The organism is Polynucleobacter sp. 39-46-10 (assembly GCF_002282275.1).
Window position 1 is genome coordinate 1 of the sequence record NZ_NCJB01000038.1, and the last position, 15,784, is coordinate 15,784.

At 47.1% G+C, this 15,784-nt stretch carries 15 protein-coding genes; 3 read left to right on the forward strand and 12 right to left on the reverse strand.

Features of this window, described 5'->3' with window-relative positions; all coding sequences use genetic code 11:
* Positions 1-30 precede the first annotated feature (30 nt).
* On the reverse strand, positions 31-921 hold the full coding sequence (ispE, locus tag B7X71_RS05140) for a 4-(cytidine 5'-diphospho)-2-C-methyl-D-erythritol kinase (protein ID WP_293597727.1): 891 nt from the start codon (positions 919-921) through the stop codon (positions 31-33).
* On the reverse strand, positions 914-2,401 hold the full coding sequence (locus B7X71_RS05145; protein ID WP_293597726.1) for a lipoprotein insertase outer membrane protein LolB: 1,488 nt from the start codon (positions 2,399-2,401) through the stop codon (positions 914-916). The genes ispE and B7X71_RS05145 overlap by 8 nt, the downstream gene beginning before the upstream one ends.
* 35 nt (positions 2,402-2,436) lie before the next feature.
* On the opposite strand from B7X71_RS05145, the gene mutM reads away from it, so the two are divergent.
* Together mutM and mutY are read left to right on the forward strand one after the other, a co-directional pair.
* A complete protein-coding gene (gene mutM, locus B7X71_RS05150) occupies positions 2,437-3,273 on the forward strand; it encodes a bifunctional DNA-formamidopyrimidine glycosylase/DNA-(apurinic or apyrimidinic site) lyase (protein ID WP_293597725.1) in 837 nt (278 codons plus the stop codon).
* Entirely contained in the window at positions 3,258-4,418 is a 1,161-nt protein-coding gene (mutY, locus tag B7X71_RS05155; RefSeq protein ID WP_293597724.1) for an A/G-specific adenine glycosylase, read from the forward strand. Before mutM ends, mutY begins: the two co-directional genes overlap by 16 nt.
* Here mutY and rapZ read toward each other — a convergent pair.
* The 9 genes from rapZ to B7X71_RS05200 form a co-directional block, all read right to left on the reverse strand.
* On the reverse strand, positions 4,363-5,253 hold the full coding sequence (rapZ, locus tag B7X71_RS05160; protein WP_293597723.1) for an RNase adapter RapZ: 891 nt from the start codon (positions 5,251-5,253) through the stop codon (positions 4,363-4,365). The two genes, mutY and rapZ, sit on opposite strands and share 56 nt — an antisense overlap.
* Before the next feature lies 1 nt (position 5,254).
* On the reverse strand, positions 5,255-6,229 hold the full coding sequence (gene hprK, locus B7X71_RS05165) for an HPr(Ser) kinase/phosphatase (protein WP_293597728.1): 975 nt from the start codon (positions 6,227-6,229) through the stop codon (positions 5,255-5,257).
* Positions 6,230-6,240: 11 nt separating this feature from the next.
* Positions 6,241-6,699 (reverse strand): PTS sugar transporter subunit IIA, encoded by a 459-nt coding sequence (locus tag B7X71_RS05170; protein ID WP_293597722.1) that lies wholly within the window; start codon positions 6,697-6,699, stop codon positions 6,241-6,243.
* 33 nt (positions 6,700-6,732) lie between these two features.
* The gene (gene raiA / locus B7X71_RS05175) at positions 6,733-7,056 is read right to left on the reverse strand and encodes a ribosome-associated translation inhibitor RaiA (protein WP_293597721.1); all 324 of its coding nucleotides are present in this window, start codon (positions 7,054-7,056) and stop codon (positions 6,733-6,735) included.
* A 192-nt stretch (positions 7,057-7,248) separates the two neighbouring features.
* Complete coding sequence (lptB, locus tag B7X71_RS05180) at positions 7,249-8,016, reverse strand: LPS export ABC transporter ATP-binding protein (protein ID WP_293597720.1); 768 nt, start codon at positions 8,014-8,016, stop codon at positions 7,249-7,251.
* Entirely contained in the window at positions 8,013-8,567 is a 555-nt protein-coding gene (gene lptA, locus B7X71_RS05185) for a lipopolysaccharide transport periplasmic protein LptA (protein WP_293597719.1), read from the reverse strand. The genes lptB and lptA overlap by 4 nt, the downstream gene beginning before the upstream one ends.
* Positions 8,564-9,208, reverse strand: a complete 645-nt coding sequence (gene lptC, locus B7X71_RS05190) for an LPS export ABC transporter periplasmic protein LptC (RefSeq protein WP_293597718.1) — start codon at positions 9,206-9,208, stop codon at positions 8,564-8,566. The genes lptA and lptC overlap by 4 nt, the downstream gene beginning before the upstream one ends.
* Before the next feature lie 12 nt (positions 9,209-9,220).
* On the reverse strand, positions 9,221-9,793 hold the full coding sequence (locus B7X71_RS05195) for an HAD hydrolase family protein (protein ID WP_293597717.1): 573 nt from the start codon (positions 9,791-9,793) through the stop codon (positions 9,221-9,223).
* A gap of 36 nt (positions 9,794-9,829) precedes the next feature.
* The gene (locus B7X71_RS05200; RefSeq protein ID WP_293597716.1) at positions 9,830-10,822 is read right to left on the reverse strand and encodes a KpsF/GutQ family sugar-phosphate isomerase; all 993 of its coding nucleotides are present in this window, start codon (positions 10,820-10,822) and stop codon (positions 9,830-9,832) included.
* A gap of 11 nt (positions 10,823-10,833) precedes the next feature.
* Here B7X71_RS05200 and B7X71_RS05205 point away from each other — a divergent pair, with 11 nt between their 5' ends.
* A complete protein-coding gene (locus B7X71_RS05205; RefSeq protein ID WP_293597715.1) occupies positions 10,834-12,813 on the forward strand; it encodes a monovalent cation:proton antiporter family protein in 1,980 nt (659 codons plus the stop codon).
* Here B7X71_RS05205 and uvrA read toward each other — a convergent pair whose 3' ends face one another.
* Entirely contained in the window at positions 12,814-15,702 is a 2,889-nt protein-coding gene (uvrA, locus tag B7X71_RS05210; protein ID WP_293597714.1) for an excinuclease ABC subunit UvrA, read from the reverse strand.
* Positions 15,703-15,784: the final 82 nt, after the last annotated feature.

The following is a 15,784-nucleotide window of genomic DNA, read 5'->3' on the forward strand; positions in this document are numbered from 1 at the left end:
CCTTAACCAGCTTGGCGATTCCCCTACAGGTCAATCTGAAGAAATCAAATTGTAAGCGGGATTTTTATTTAGCCCCCGAACAATTCGACCTATCCATCCTTTTGGAAGATTTTGCAGAAGATTTTCCAGATTTACGGTGTCCGTCTTAGGATCTAAGGCGGCAAATACGCTACTTCCAGAGCCGGACATGCAAGGCGCCGAGTTTGGCGCTGCCTTGTAAATCCAATCTAATGCTTGCTTCACTTCAGGACATTTCTGCACCGCTACTGCCTGACAATCATTTGACTGAAATGACCTTGGCGATGCAAGAAAGCCATCTATTGTAATCGGAGCGTGATCTCGGGTCAATTGAGAGTCTTGAAAAATCTGAGCAGTGGCGATCCCCTGATTGGGGAAGATCACCACAAAGTCTTGGGTTTCCAGGGAAATTGCCTGTAATTTCTCTCCAATCCCCTCAACGAAAGCATTTTGGCCGAAGATGAAAAATGGCACATCAGCCCCGAGTTTTAGGCCAAGTTGGTAAAGCGTAACGATGTCGAGATGGAGATCCCAGAGTGCATTAAGGCCAATTAAGGCGGATGCCGCATCTGAGGATCCGCCACCCAAGCCGGCACCCATGGGAATATTTTTCTCAAGACGGATTTCAACCCCCTGATCAATCTTGCAGTGCTCTTTGAGGAGATGGGCTGCACGAACGACTAAGTCTTGTTCGGGAGGGACTCTGGGAATGGGGTTGATACGACGAATCTCATTTTCTGGAAGACGTTTTAAGGTGAGAACGTCACACCAATCAATCAACTGAAAAACAGATTGCAAGAGGTGATAGCCATCCTCTCTGCGCCCAATAATGTGCAAAAAGAGATTGAGCTTTGCGGGACAACGTAGTTCCAATGCATTACCCATCATTTGCACTTCACTCATTCGGAGTATCAAAAACTAAGCGGATATCAATCGATCCGACATTAGAGCTGCGATTCATCGTGAGTTTTTCTAAGCGCTGAGCATCGTTCCAGTTGTAATTTAATGTCCAACCGTCTTGGGTGATTTTGCTCACTTGCCCATTTGCATTTCGCTCCACACTCGCGTTGCTTCCTGGGCGGGTTTGTCCACGCAACCAGTCGGATAATCCGCGAGCAGGTAGCGGAAGCCCTAATGTATTTTGAATGAGAGTGTCGGCATCAATCGCTGTGGTGAGTTGACCATCGCGCTCCAGAATTGCCTCACCAGGTTTAATTGTAATTTTCGCAATTGATCCACCTACTGGATTACGAATTTCTAATACATCAGTCAGCGCATCTTGAGTCAAAGTAAATCCACCTGAGCCACCTTGATTTTTTCCTTCGGTGAGACCTGTAACCTTCACTGCAAAACGACCGTCCCATGAGCCTTTGAGGGCTGAATCTGCAACTGACCAGTCTGGCTTCAAGCGCTTCAAGGTTTCTTTAAGGGTGGGGTTGTTAGCATCTAATTGCTGCCCCTTACGCCACATATCTTCTGCTTCGATTGGGCGCTTCATATCCCATAAGACTTCGCCGATATGTGCAGCAATATCTGCTTCAGGTTTCATATTAAATGCCTGTTGCAGTTGTTCAAATGCTAATTCATTTTTGCCTAAGCGAAAGTTCACCCATCCAAGACTGTCCAAAATAAACCCATCTCTAGGTGAGAGTTGATGTGCTTTGCTAATGAGCTTGAATGCCTCGGGCAATTTCTGATTGCGATCAGCGAGCGAGTAACCAAGTGCATTCAGGCTATTCACATCATTTGGATTTTTGCGCAAGATTTCACGCAGAGTTTTTTCCATAACATTGAGGTGTCCGGATTTTTCGGCAGACATTGCATAGGTATAGAGCAGTCCAGGATCTTTTGGTTCTGGCTTTACAGTGGAGACGATTTCGTAGAAAGCCCTTAGGGCTTCTGATTCATCAGTAGCCTTGGCTAGTAGCGACTGAATCTGTAGCAAAGTGTTTTCACGTTGCTCTGGGGTCTGTTGATTCAGTAGAGCAATTGCAGGTTTAACTGCATCTGACCAGCGTTGACTCAGAATAAGGAGGGTCACGAGTACTTCTTTAGGTTTGGTTTGCTTGGGTCCAGCCAAACCATCCCAAGTTTGAGCTGCTTGTAGCGCCATATCGGGCGCGCCTGCAGTAATAGCAATTTCCATAGCTCTTTGTGCCAAACGGGGATCGTCGAGTTGGCGAGCGAGCTCCAAGTAGGTTGTGTATGCCAGCCCAGCTTCACCGCGTTGTAAGGCAATTTCGGAGGCCAGGACCTCAAAGACGGCTTGACCGCTATCTAGGCTACTATTTTTGGCAACGGCATAACTGGAGGAAAGGCCTAAGCCAAGTCCAGCCGTGAGCAGTAAGACCCTTAAATAAGGCATTAGTGAAAATTTGGTCATGAGCACATTCTAATCCGCGAATCTACAATCCATTTATGCCAGAACTCCCAGAAGTTGAAGTTACCCGATTGGGTATCCAGCCCCATCTAGAGGGGCGCAGGGTGAGTGCGGTCAAAATTATTGATGGTCGCTTACGTTGGCCGGTTCCTAGCAATCTCAATACTTTACTTTCTGGTCAGAAAGTTTTGGGAATAGAGCGCCGCGGCAAGTACCTTCTGATGGAGTTCGATACCGGACACCTATTGCTCCACTTAGGCATGACGGGGACTTTGCGTGTACTTCCTGGTAGCGATCCCCTGAAGCCGCATGATCGCGTGACATTCGAGTTTGGCAAGCTCAGTTTGCGCTTGCATGATCCCCGAAAGTTTGGTGCTGTTTTATGGCACCCAAAATCTAAGGGGCCGATTGAGAACAACATGCTCTTGCAAAAACTTGGGGTTGAGCCGTTTTCACCAGAGTTTGAAGGTGAGCTTGGCGCAGATGTCTTGTACCAATGTTCACGCAGGCGTAGTGTTGCCGTGAAGCAATTTTTACTTGCCGGACAGGCGGTGGTGGGCGTTGGCAATATCTACTGTTCAGAAAGTTTGTTCGAGGCTGGCATTCATCCAGCAAAGGCTGCTGGAAAGCTCACGCGTCCGCAATGTTCTCGGCTGGCCAATGCAGTGAGATTGATTTTGAAAAAAGCGATTGCTGCTGGCGGCAGTTCTTTAAAAGACTTTGTGAATAGTGAAGGTGACCCTGGACACTTCATGGTGCAAACCAAAGTCTACGATCGTAAAGATCAGCCTTGCAAGGTATGTAAGACAGCCATTAAAAAAATGGTGCAAGGTCAGCGCTCTACTTATTTTTGCCCCCAATGTCAGAAGCGCTGATAAAGCACTTCGCCGCTAAGCTGATAGCTTGGCATGGCAAGGACGGCCGCCAAGGTTTGCCATGGCAAAGCATTCGAGATCCGTACGCGGTGTGGGTTTCTGAAATCATGCTGCAACAAACTCAGGTGGCTACTGTTCTGGAACGCTACCCCCGCTTTATGAAGCGTTTTCCTACTGTCAAGAAATTGGCTGCTGCGCCTATAGATGATGTCTTAGCTGAATGGGCGGGGCTCGGTTACTACACGCGTGCTCGTAATCTTCATGCCTGTGCCAAGCAAGTGATGGAAGAGTTTGAAGGAAAATTTCCACAGGATCCGGTATTACTTGAACAACTCAAGGGCATCGGTAGATCTACAGCAGGCGCTATAGCCGCATTTGCATTTCATAAGCGAGCACCCATTCTCGATGCAAACGTCAAACGAATTTTGGCAAGACTGTTTGGTATAGAGGGTGCCATCCAAGAAAAAGCAGTGAATGAAGAATTATGGTCACTAGCTAAAATACTCCTTCCAAAAAAAGCTATGGATATGCCGGTATACACGCAGGCTCTGATGGATTTTGGGGCGACGTGGTGCACTTCTCGTAAGCCCGTGTGCTTGAGTGGAGAGAAGAAATGCCCATTTGAAAAAGAATGCCAAGCTAATCTTAGCGATCAAGTCTTACTATTACCTCATAAAGTAGCAAAGGCAAAATCTCCCGAATTTGATTGCGACATGTTGTTACTCAGGCATAGTGATTCAGTTTTGCTGCAAAGGCGCCCAGACAAAGCCATCTGGGGCGGATTATGGTCTTTGCCTGAATCTGCGTGGAGAGCAAAAGAAAAAAGTCCAAAACCTGCAAATAAAAATGCACTCAATATGACTGCGAAAGAATTGTTAAAGCAAGTATTGCCAGATGAAAAGACTGCTACTGTTTTAAAGAGTTGCCAATTAATTGAGCAGGGATTAGAGATTAAGCATATCTTTACGCATCGCCGTTTATGGATACAGATTTGGCATGTGACCTTAAGTGATGCCGTGAAATTCAATAGTGATGATTTGAAGTGGGTTCCCTTGCGTCAGCTCGGAAAATACGGCTTACCCCAACCAATTAAGCTGCTTTTACAGGGCTTGAATCTAGCTCGCGATGGCGAGTTAAGAAATTAATTTGGAGCGCTGCCAAATCTTTCTGGGCTTGGAAGTGTTCAACAAGGCGCGTCACCAAATATACAGAGCGATGTTGTCCACCAGTGCAGCCAATCGCAACAGTCAGGTAACTGCGTCCGTCTGCAATGTAGTGCGGTAACCACTTTTCGATAAACGCAGTGATATCTTTTTCCATGCTTACCACTTCAGATATCTTTTCTAAAAATTCTCTGACAGCTTGATCCTTCCCTGATAGGGGGCGTAAAGCTTTGTCATAGTGTGGGTTGGGTAAACAGCGAACATCGAAGACAAGATCGGCTTCACTTGGCAAACCTTTTTTAAATCCAAAAGATTCAAAAATCACGGTGAGACCTTGTGGCTTATCTTTTAGAAGATCCTGTATCCATGAGCGCAGTGCATGAGCCAGCAGATTGCTGGTATCAATGCTATGGGCTTGGGTGCGCAATGGCTCAAGCAGGCCACGCTCTTTATCAATTGCCTCTATCAGAGTGGCTTCTTGTGTTTCTTGTGTCTTTCCAGAGAGCGGGTGACGGCGACGTGTTTCTGAAAAACGCTGTATTAAGGTATTCGTATCCGCATTGAGAAAAATAATTCGCACATCATGGTGACGCCGTAAGGCTTCTAGAATGGTAGGTAGTTCTGAAATTGTTTGACCGCGGCGGGCATCAATCGCTACCGCCACTCGATCACTTTTCTCTTTTTCTAGAGTCTCAATGAGGTTTACCAATAAAGCTACTGGTAGGTTGTCTACACAGTCATAACCCGCATCCTCAAAGGCTCTCAGCGCAACGGATTTACCTGAGCCGGAAATACCGGTAATCAGATTGATTTGCATATTAAATGAGTCGACCTTGCGACTTTGTGGACTCTGCCTCAACATGCATTTGCAAACGTTGACGCTCCATAAATTCTTTTAAGGTATCAATGCCGCGTAATTGCAAAATGGTATTACGCACTGCAGCCTCTACGAGAACCGCTAAGTTACGTCCTGCAGCCACTTGAATTTTGACGGTTCTAATTGGAATACCGAGCACATTAATATGCTGTGCTTCCAATGGAAGGCGCTCAAACTCACCGTCGTTACGACGAACGAGTTGTACGATCAACCGTAATTTCAATTTACGACGCACAGCAGTTTCACCAAAGATAGTACGAATATCCAGTAAACCCAGTCCACGAACCTCTAGGAGATTACGCAGGATCACGGGGCAGCGACCTTCAATGTAGTCTGGCCCTAGGCGAGCAAAGTCGACTGCATCATCTGCTACCAAACCATGGCCGCGCGAAATTAACTCTAAACCCAACTCGCTTTTGCCTAAGCCGGATTCGCCCATGATGAGGACGCCTAAGCCTAGGATGTCCATAAAGACGCCATGTTTAGTGATCTGGGGCGCGCCAATCTTCGTGAGATAGGTACGTAGGTGGTCAATCACCTCAGCAGCCGAAATGGCTGTTGTAAAGAGTGGGGTAGAGGATCTTTGGCAGAACAGTTGTAGATCGGCATCAGCTGTTTTCCCGTCGGCCACAATCACACAAGGCGGTGTTTTGGAAATTAAGCTGGAGATCTGATCTTGCCTTTGTTTTTGTTCCAGATGGGCATGGTAGTCAACCTCTTGCTCACCAAAAATCTGAATACGACTTGGATGAATGAGGTTTAAGTGACCTACTAAGTCCGAGCTAGCTGCGGCAGCCTTCACAGCCTCTGGAGGAAATGTGCGGTCCGCACCTTCTAGGCCCCTAATCCAAGAGAGCTTTAAGTCGGAAACATTGTCATCAAAGATCTGCTGAGCAGTAACTCCCTCAAGGAGCAGTGGTTGGGTTGTCAAGCGGAGCCCCAAGTCTGTAATAACTTGCACACCTTCTCTGGACTGTCTTCCGAGGCAAGCGATTTGCGAGCATCTTGGTCGGAGAGGAGTTGTGCAATGGAGGACAGAATTTCTAAATGTTGCTGAGTCGCTTTTTCAGGGACAAGCAAAAAAATCAAAATAGAGACAGCCTCACCATCGGGTGCAGCAAATTCAATCGGATCTTTTAATTTGACAAATGCGGCAATTGGGCTCTTTAGCCCTTTTACCCGGCCGTGGGGAATGGCAACACCAGCACCTAGAGCTGTAGAGCCTAAGTCCTCGCGAGCATTTAAGAAGCCAACAACTGCTTCGGCTTCAAGACCTGCCTGCTTGGCAAATAGTTGTCCTACGGCCGCAAATGCCTCAGCCCGATTTTTAGAGGGGATATTTAAGGCAATGCGGTCTAAAGCGAAAAGATCGGTCAGGGCATTCATGTCGGTTGATTATAGGTGCCCTGACGGCAAGAATCACTCAAAGTGCTTTTCATGATGATGGTCTTGGATCTTTTCTTTGTGCCTGACTACTTGACGCTCAAGTTTATCGACCACTGCATCCATTGCGTGGTAAAGATCGGCGTTGTGCGCTTCAGCAAAAAGTTCTTTGCCTTTAAGGTGAATGGTGATCTCAGCGGCCTGACGAAGATTTTTTTCTTTGGCGTTATCAACAATCAAAAATGCTGACGCATCAAGGACGTGGTCAAAGTGTTTGCGAATTTTTGCTAACCCAGCCTCAAGGTGGGAACGCATAGCTGGAGTAACTTCAACATGACGGCTATTAATTTTCAGATTCATCAGCAGCTCCTATTCATAGCAAAACAAAATGCATGCGCAAATAATTACCCGGGGTGCGCAGCAGGCCCCTGTAATGTTGTACTTGTTTATAGGGAAATGAACTTCATGAACCTCCAGCGTATCAGCGATTTTGCTGAAAACCAAGGGGGCAGATCATGTTTATTTAACAAATATTCGAAAAAATCTGAATATTTACATGCGGAAGTTTTCTCCTAGATAGACTCTTCTAACAGCATCGTTCTCAATAATTTGGTCCGGCTTACCTTCTGCCAGCACGCTACCTTCGCTGATGATGTAGGCGTGATCGCAAATGCCTAAGGTTTCTCGAACGTTGTGGTCCGTGATGAGGACGCCAATTTGGCGGTCCCTTAAGAAGCGCACAATCCGCTGGATCTCTCCAACTGCAATTGGGTCAACGCCAGCAAAGGGCTCATCTAACAGAATGAACTTAGGTTGTGAGGCTAGGGCTCTAGCAATCTCAACGCGACGACGTTCGCCACCAGACAGAGAAAGCGCAGGATTATCACGCAGGTGACTGATTTGGAGTTCGCCCAAGAGCTCATCTAAACGATGTGCTATCTCAGCCTTACTTAATGGTTTGCCACCTTGAACTTGTAGCTCTAATACCGCCTGAATATTTTCAGCTACATTCAGTTTTCTGAAAACGGAAGCCTCCTGCGGGAGGTAGGACAAGCCCATGCGGGCTCGCTCATGAATAGGCAGATGGGTGATGTCCGTACCATCTAGAACAATGCTGCCACCGTCCAAAGGAACTAGGCCAACAATCATGTAGAAAGAGGTTGTTTTGCCAGCACCATTGGGCCCCAGGAGCCCTACGACTTCGCCGCACTTGACCTCGACTGATACATCCCGCACTACGGTGCGAGACCCATAACGCTTTTGAAGGTGCTGAGCGCTGAGGGTTGCTGGCTTTTGAGTGCTACTGGAATTCATGGTCATTCTTCTAGTGTAGCTTTTCTTCTTGGTGAAAGGATCGCTCTAGCTTGAGGTAAGTCCTCTGCTTTGGCATTCGCAGGTGTTGAGACTTGATAGTGCTGCTGCACATCGTTGTAATCAATTTTCCAGCCATGTAGTTGATCTAACATTTGCATATTGTGCAGACGCTTCAAAATGGCGTCTCCAGTCAATGTCAGGAGCTCGGTTTTGGCATTGTAAGTAACTGTTTGACCGCGACCCTGCATAAACTCATTAGCAGGCCCTTCGCGCCTTTGTCGGAAACTGGCGCTAGATTCAGGGCTACCCTGAACATCAATATATTCATAACCCTCAGGATCAACTTTAATATTGCCCTTCTCGCCGGTAATCAAAATGCTACCTTTAGTTAAGAGTACCTCGCCGTCAAGTTTATAAACTTGTTGGACGTCGTTCACGGAAACTTTTTCTGCCTCCAAAATAATAGGTTTGTCTTGATCCGCTTTTTCGGAATGAGCAGTAGTAATAAAACAGGCTGTCAATATTGCAAAAGATAGGGCGATACGTAAGAAGATCATGGCTGCGCTCCAGGTTGGATGCGCTCGATACGACCTCTTACTTGGCCAGATAAAACCATGCTTTGTTCGATGTTGTTAAATACACCGCCATCAGTTGAGTGCATTATAGAAACTCCTTGCTCAAGCGTGATGGGTTTATCGGTTTCAATAATATCGTCGTTGATGAGCACCTTGAAGTAAGAGGAACGCGCAAGCATACGCGGCCTTGCTGGTTCAGTTGCTGTGGCAGATTGAGGTGGGCGAAATATTTCAGCGTTATCAATGAGATCTAATATTGTGAGGTCGCCGTCTAAATGACCTGTATCTGCTTTGACGGTAACCGGTGATTTTTCAGGTGGGAACAAGCGTATACGTGGTGTTTCTATATCGATAGAGGCGTCATCATCATAGTGAATCACTTTCTTGCCCAGTACTCGATATTTCGTATTACCAAATTCATTGAGAGCAGATAGGGTGCCATTAGTAATGGTGTAATCGGACTCATGTAAGCGTACGCGTTCGATGGCCGATTTTTCTGCTGGAGTATTTTTTTTGACCAGCCAAAACGTAACGAGAGTCAGAGTGCCCATCAAGATCAATGGCATCAGGCGTAATAAAGCACGCCAGATACTCAGTTTGATTTGTTGGGCATTTAGTTCCATTACAAAATGACCTTAAGCGCGCGCCTGAGCTAGTAGTTCCTCATAGCGGTTTTGCGCCTTTAATATCAGATCACAGACTTCTCGTACTGCACCAGCACCACCTGATCGAGTGGTGACAAAGTGAGCCACTTCTTTCACGGCATCATGGCCTTGTGCGGGGCAGATCCTCAAGCCTGCAGACTTCATCATTTGAAAATCAGGCCAGTCATCACCCATCACTGCGCAATCAGATGACTTGAGTCCAAGCGATTGCAGAATCTTTTCTAAGGCTGCAGCTTTATTATCAACGCCCATGTGTACGTGTTTGATGCCAAGTTCATCACAGCGAGCCATGACCATTTTAGAGCTACGTCCAGTGATGATGGCAGTTGGTATACCAATTTTTTCTAACAGTTTGATTCCCAGACCATCTTGAATATCGAAAGCCTTTAGACATTCTTTGCCATTCTCGCCAATAAATACTTGACCATTTGTTAATACGCCATCGACGTCTAGAACGAGCAGCTTGACTGTCCCGGCGCGGTCCCAGGCCTGTGGATATTGGCTTAGCGGGTTGGTATTTTGAACGTGAAAGGCGCTAGGCATAGGGGTGATTCAATATATGGTTGGAATGAAAACGATTTAAATTACCTTGGCGGCAAACAAATCATGGAGATTTAATGCTCCAAGTAGTGCGCCATTGGGATCGGTTACTACTAGATGATTGATGCGATGTTTCTCCATCATCTCAATAGCTTCCTCTGCCAATAGTTCGGGAGGAATCGTGCGCGGCGCTGAGGTAATTGCTTTTTCTAAAGTGAGGCCATCTAAATTGGTGCTCTTTTCAAGTAAGCGACGTAAGTCACCATCCGTGAATATGCCGGCAACTTGATTTGCATTGCCTAAGGTAACTACCATACCCATGCGCTTAGCAGTCATCTCGAGTAAAGCATCTTGCAGGGATGCGGAGATTGCAATCTTAGGCGTCTCATCAAAACTACGCATGACTTCGCTGACATGCATTAATTGTTTGCGACCCAAACGACCACCGGGGTGTGAGCGTTGAAAATCTTCAGCCTGAAAGCCACGAGCATCTAGAAGAGCAACAGCTAAAGCATCACCCATAGCGAGTGCAGCGGTTGTGCTGGTGGTTGGGGCTAAGTTAAGTGGACAAGCTTCTTTTTCAACACTCGTGTCTAAATGGGCATCCGCTAACTTTGCCAAAGAAGAATGTGGTGCGCCGGTCAGTGCAATCAGTTTTGCGCCAGTGCGCTTGACGATTGGCACGATAGTGAGAAGCTCATCAGTCTCACCGGAATTAGAGAGTGCAACAAAGACATCATCACGTGTAACCATCCCAAGGTCACCATGACTGGCTTCGGCTGGATGGACAAAAAAAGCAGGCGAACCAGTAGAGGCAAAGGTGGCCGCAATCTTGCGAGCAATATGCCCCGATTTACCAATCCCAGAAACGACGATGCGGCCTTTGCAGGAATGCAGAAGATCTACTGCCAATACAAGGGCATCAGCGTTAGCGCCTTCAAGGCGGTCACGCATAGTGTGCAGTGCAGCAGCCTCGATTGTGAGGGTGTCGCGCGCAAGCTTTAGGGTTCGGTCACGAGTCTTAGCTATCATGGGGTGAGTATATGCCGTCAGTCCTTCAGTTAACTCTCATCTTGCTGGCCTCCGGAGTGGCCGGGGTAGTTATTTTCCGCTATTTTGGGCTACCCCCTATTTTGGGCTATCTCGCTATTGGCGTCCTCATTGGGCCGCATGCCCTTGGTTTGGCCAATGATTCAGCCACGGTGAAGTATTTGGCTGAATTTGGGGTGGTTTTCTTGATGTTCTCGATTGGCTTGGAATTTAACCTCCATAAGCTGCGGGCTATGCGGACCATCGTATTTGGTTTGGGCGGTAGCCAAGTCATTTTGACCATGCTGCTGGCAGTCCCTGCTAGCCTGCTGATGAACTGGATTTACCCGATTTCCTGGCAGGCAGCCATTGCTCTAGGCGGTGCTTTGGCAATGTCCTCAACTGCCATCGTTACCAAACTCATTTCTGATCGCTCGGAAATCGAAACGGAGCATGGCCGCAACATCATCGGTATCTTGCTGTTCCAAGATTTGGCGGTTGTTTTCCTGTTGATTTTGTTACCTTCGCTGGGTAAGAATCCCGGAGATCTATTTTTGGCACTCACGGCAGCATCCATCAAGATTACGGTAGCCCTTGTGCTCATTTTTGTGATCGGCCAAACCTTGATGAGTCGTTGGTTTAGCTTGGTTGCTAAGTTGCGCTCTCAAGAGCTCTTCATGCTGAACCTCTTGCTCATTGTTTTGGGTATGGCAGGTCTTACAGAGCACTTTGGCTTATCGTTAGCGCTCGGGGCTTTCTTGGCGGGTATGTTGATTGCAGAGACGCCTTACCGTCATCAAGTGGAGGAGGATGTAAAGCCATTCAGGGATGTGCTCTTGGGCCTCTTCTTTATTACCGTTGGCATGCTGCTCGATTTTGAGGTGATCTATCAGCAGTGGATGCTGGTTTTACTCTTATTGATCGGCCCGCTGATTTTCAAGTTCGGCTTGATTGCGTTGCTGTCACGTGCTTTTGGCTCAAGCCCTGGTATCTCCATTCGGACGGGCTTATGTTTGGCGCAAGCTGGTGAATTCGGATTCGTTCTCTTAAATCAAATTGATGGCTTGGATTTAATCGATCCCGCCTTGAGTCAAGCAGTATTGGCAGCGATGTTACTTTCGATGTTTGGTGCGCCTTTCTTGATTCAATATAGCGATCGCATTGCGCTACATTTTTCTAGTAACGAGTGGTTATTGCAATCATTGGCGCTGACACGTGTTGCAGCCAAAAGTGTCCGTACAGAAAACCATGTAGTCATTTGTGGATTCGGTCGCTCAGGTCAAAGCTTGGCCCGCATGCTTGATCAAGAAAAAATTCCTTACATTGCTTTAGATATGGATCCAGACCGTGTCAAAGAGGCTGCCGCCGCTGGGGACAACGTGGTCTATGGCGATGCCAGTCGAGAAAATTATTTAGTTGCCGCAGGCCTTGCGAGAGCAAAGGCAGTGGTGATTACTTATGCAGATACACCAGCTAGTTTCAAAGTTTTGCATCAAGTAGAGCATCTGCGCCCAGGCATGACTGTTCTGGTGCGCACTAAAGATGACGCTGATTTGGCGAAATTACAAGCAGCTGGTGCGACTGAGGTGGTGCCTGAGTTAATTGAAGGCAGCCTCATGATGGCGTCCCATGTCTTGTTGATGATGGGTGTGCCTATGCGGAAGGTGGTGCGTCGTATCACGAGTGCACGTGAAGCTCGCTATAGTTTATTGCGTGGCTACTTCCGTGGAGTTGACGATGAGGTAGACACCAAAGAATCGTGGCGTTTGCACTCGGTCACTTTACTGCCTGAGTCAACCAGTATTGGCCAAACTCTCGAAGAGTTACATCTTGAAAATGAAGGTGTGAGCGTACAAGCAGTCAGACGAAAAGTGGGCGGTTCTGACTACGTCAAGTTGGAGCTTACCCCAGATTTACGTTTGCAGGCTAACGATATCTTGGTGCTCTCAGGCAACTCAGAAGCGACTGATTTAGCCGAATCTAAATTGCTCTGATTACTTTTTCTTTTTACTAGCGATTGGTTTTCGAACCAGCAATGGCGCTAAGTAGTGACCGGTAAAGCTAGCCTCATTCTTTGCAACTTCTTCGGGTGTGCCTGTAGCAATAATTTGCCCACCCCCAGCACCACCTTTAGGGCCTAGGTCAATAATCCAATCAGCAGTTTTGATCACATCTAAGTTGTGCTCAATGATGACGATTGTATTGCCTTGCTTCTTGAGGGTCTGAAGAACGGTCAGCAACAGTTGAATGTCATGGAAATGTAAACCCGTAGTTGGCTCATCCAAGATGTACAGAGTTCTGCCTGTATCGCGTTTAGAAAGTTCTAGTGAGAGTTTGACGCGCTGCGCTTCACCACCCGATAAGGTTGTGGCACTTTGACCTAACTTCACATAACCTAAACCGACATCCAACAAGGTTTTAAGCTTGCGTTTAACAATCGGCACCGCTTCAAAGAATTCATGGGCTTGCTCGATAGTCATCGAGAGTACTTCATGAATATTCTTACCTTTGTAGCGAATATCTAAAGTTTCACGGTTATAACGTTTTCCGTGGCAGACATCGCAAGGTACATAGACGTCTGGCAAGAAATGCATTTCTACTTTAATGACCCCGTCACCTTCACAGGCATCACAACGGCCGCCTTTGACGTTGAAAGAAAAACGTCCCGCTTCATAGCCACGCTCGCGTGCAGCAGGTACGCCGCAAAAGAGTTCTCTGATAGGTGTAAATAGCCCGGTGTAAGTAGCGGGGTTAGAGCGAGGCGTTCTACCAATTGGAGATTGGTCTACGCTAATAACCTTGTCAAAGTTCTCGAGACCCTTAATTGCTTCATGTGCCGCTGGTTCAGCATTTGAACCATAAATATGTTGTGCAACCGCGTGATGCAGGGTGTCATTAATGAGGGTTGATTTACCAGAGCCAGATACGCCAGTGACACAAGTTAATAGTCCAACTGGAATTTTGGCGTGAACTGACTGTAAGTTGTTGCCGCGCGCACCAATGATTTCTAGGAACTTGTCATTTACAGGAATGCGTTTTTCTGGAACTGCGATCCATTCGCGACCAGATAGGTAGGCACCTGTTAAAGACTTGGGGTTTGCTTCGACTTCTGCGGGAGTGCCTTCAGCAACAACCTCACCACCATGAACACCTGCGCCAGGGCCAATGTCAATGACATAGTCAGAGGCTCTAATCATGTCTTCATCATGCTCAACCACCAATACGCTATTACCTAAATCGCGTAAGTGCTTGAGGGTACCAATGAGGCGATCGTTGTCACGCTGATGCAAGCCAATGGAGGGTTCATCCAATACATACATCACACCAGTCAATCCAGAGCCAATCTGTGAAGCCAAACGAATACGCTGAGCTTCCCCGCCTGAGAGGGTGTCTGCACTTCGCTCTAGTGAGAGGTAATCTAAGCCAACATCATTGAGGAAGCGAAGACGCGAACCAATCTCTTTCACAATCTTGTCAGCGATTTCTCTTTTAGCGCCTTTGAGTTCGAGGGCTTCAAAATACTCTTTAGCTTCTTTGAGCGGTAGGGCGCTGATTTCATAAATAGCTCGAGATTGTTTGCCGTCACCGACTTTGACAAAGCGCGCTTCTTTACGTAGACGGCTGCCACTACATGCTGGGCAGGTTTGCACATTTTGATAGCGAGATAATTCTTCGCGGACTGTCGCGGATTCGGTCTCGCGATAGCGGCGTTCAAAGTTGGCAACAATGCCTTCAAAGGCGTGCTCACGAATACTGTTCTTGCCACGTTCATTGATGTATTCAAATGGAATGGTCACGTCACCAGAACCCAGCAAAATGAGGTCTTGCTGTTTCTTATTTAAAGTCTCAAAAGGTTTCTCGACATCAAAGCCGCCATGTTTGGCTAATGTCTGTAAGAGTTTGAAATAAAACTGATTGCGACGATCCCAGCCCTTAATGGCGCCCGATGCTAGCGATAAATCAGGATGCGCAACAATGCGTTTTGGATCGAAGAAGGATTGATGACCTAATCCATCGCAAGACGGGCATGCACCCATCGGGTTATTGAATGAGAATAGGCGTGGCTCTAACTCTTGCAAAGAATACGAGCAGATAGGGCAAGCAAACTTGCTGGAGAAAATCATCTCTTTGCCAGCGTCCATATTGACGATCATGGCTTTGCCATCTGCCAGGCGCAGAGCAGTCTCAAAGGATTCTGCTAAACGTTGCTGAATATCAGGCCGCACCTTAATGCGATCTACAACTACTTCAATAGAGTGCTTATCGTTTTTCTTTAGTGCTGGTAATTGATCAACTTCAAAGATTTCTGCTTTAGCAGTATTGGTTGTACCGCCACCAGAGCGCACACGAAATCGCACAAAACCCTGTGCTTGAAGGTCTTGAAATAAGTCTACGAATTCACCTTTACGCTCGCTCACTACGGGAGCTAGGATCATGAGCTTGGTGTCTTCCGGCATGGCTAAAACGGTATCAACCATTTGAGAAACGCTTTGCGCTTCTAACGGTAGATCGTGATCTGGGCAGTGCGGTGTACCTGCACGCGCAAACAGTAAACGCAGATAATCATGAATTTCAGTGACCGTACCCACGGTCGAGCGAGGATTATGACTAGTCGCCTTTTGCTCAATTGAGATTGCTGGTGAGAGGCCCTCAATCGTATCGACGTCGGGTTTTTCCATTAACTGCAAGAATTGACGAGCATAAGCTGATAAGGACTCAACGTAGCGACGTTGGCCTTCGGCATATAGGGTGTCAAAAGCTAGAGAGCTTTTGCCCGAGCCAGATAGACCGGTCAAAACGACCAATTTCTCTCTAGGGATATCTAGATTGATGTTTTTGAGGTTGTGCGTACGCGCACCGCGGATTTTAATTTCGTTATTCATGATTTTTTAGCGTAACTTGTTAATATAGCCCTTTCCCATGAATCCTTCTGAACTTCGCTCCACTCTGGCCTTAGCAGGCATC

Excerpts from the sequence above, each read along its gene's own strand:
- ispE (WP_293597727.1), bottom strand. The coding sequence starts at position 921 with ATGAGTGAAGTGCAAATGATGGGTAATGCATTGGAACTACGTTGTCCC.
- B7X71_RS05145 (WP_293597726.1), bottom strand. The coding sequence starts at position 2,401 with ATGACCAAATTTTCACTAATGCCTTATTTAAGGGTCTTACTGCTCACG.
- mutM (WP_293597725.1), top strand. The coding sequence starts at position 2,437 with ATGCCAGAACTCCCAGAAGTTGAAGTTACCCGATTGGGTATCCAGCCC.
- mutY (WP_293597724.1), top strand. The coding sequence starts at position 3,258 with ATGTCAGAAGCGCTGATAAAGCACTTCGCCGCTAAGCTGATAGCTTGG.
- rapZ (WP_293597723.1), bottom strand. The coding sequence starts at position 5,253 with ATGCAAATCAATCTGATTACCGGTATTTCCGGCTCAGGTAAATCCGTT.
- B7X71_RS05170 (WP_293597722.1), bottom strand. The coding sequence starts at position 6,699 with ATGAATGCCCTGACCGATCTTTTCGCTTTAGACCGCATTGCCTTAAAT.
- raiA (WP_293597721.1), bottom strand. The coding sequence starts at position 7,056 with ATGAATCTGAAAATTAATAGCCGTCATGTTGAAGTTACTCCAGCTATG.
- lptB (WP_293597720.1), bottom strand. The coding sequence starts at position 8,016 with ATGACCATGAATTCCAGTAGCACTCAAAAGCCAGCAACCCTCAGCGCT.
- lptA (WP_293597719.1), bottom strand. The coding sequence starts at position 8,567 with ATGATCTTCTTACGTATCGCCCTATCTTTTGCAATATTGACAGCCTGT.
- lptC (WP_293597718.1), bottom strand. The coding sequence starts at position 9,208 with ATGGAACTAAATGCCCAACAAATCAAACTGAGTATCTGGCGTGCTTTA.
- B7X71_RS05195 (WP_293597717.1), bottom strand. The coding sequence starts at position 9,793 with ATGCCTAGCGCCTTTCACGTTCAAAATACCAACCCGCTAAGCCAATAT.
- B7X71_RS05200 (WP_293597716.1), bottom strand. The coding sequence starts at position 10,822 with ATGATAGCTAAGACTCGTGACCGAACCCTAAAGCTTGCGCGCGACACC.
- B7X71_RS05205 (WP_293597715.1), top strand. The coding sequence starts at position 10,834 with ATGCCGTCAGTCCTTCAGTTAACTCTCATCTTGCTGGCCTCCGGAGTG.
- uvrA (WP_293597714.1), bottom strand. The coding sequence starts at position 15,702 with ATGAATAACGAAATTAAAATCCGCGGTGCGCGTACGCACAACCTCAAA.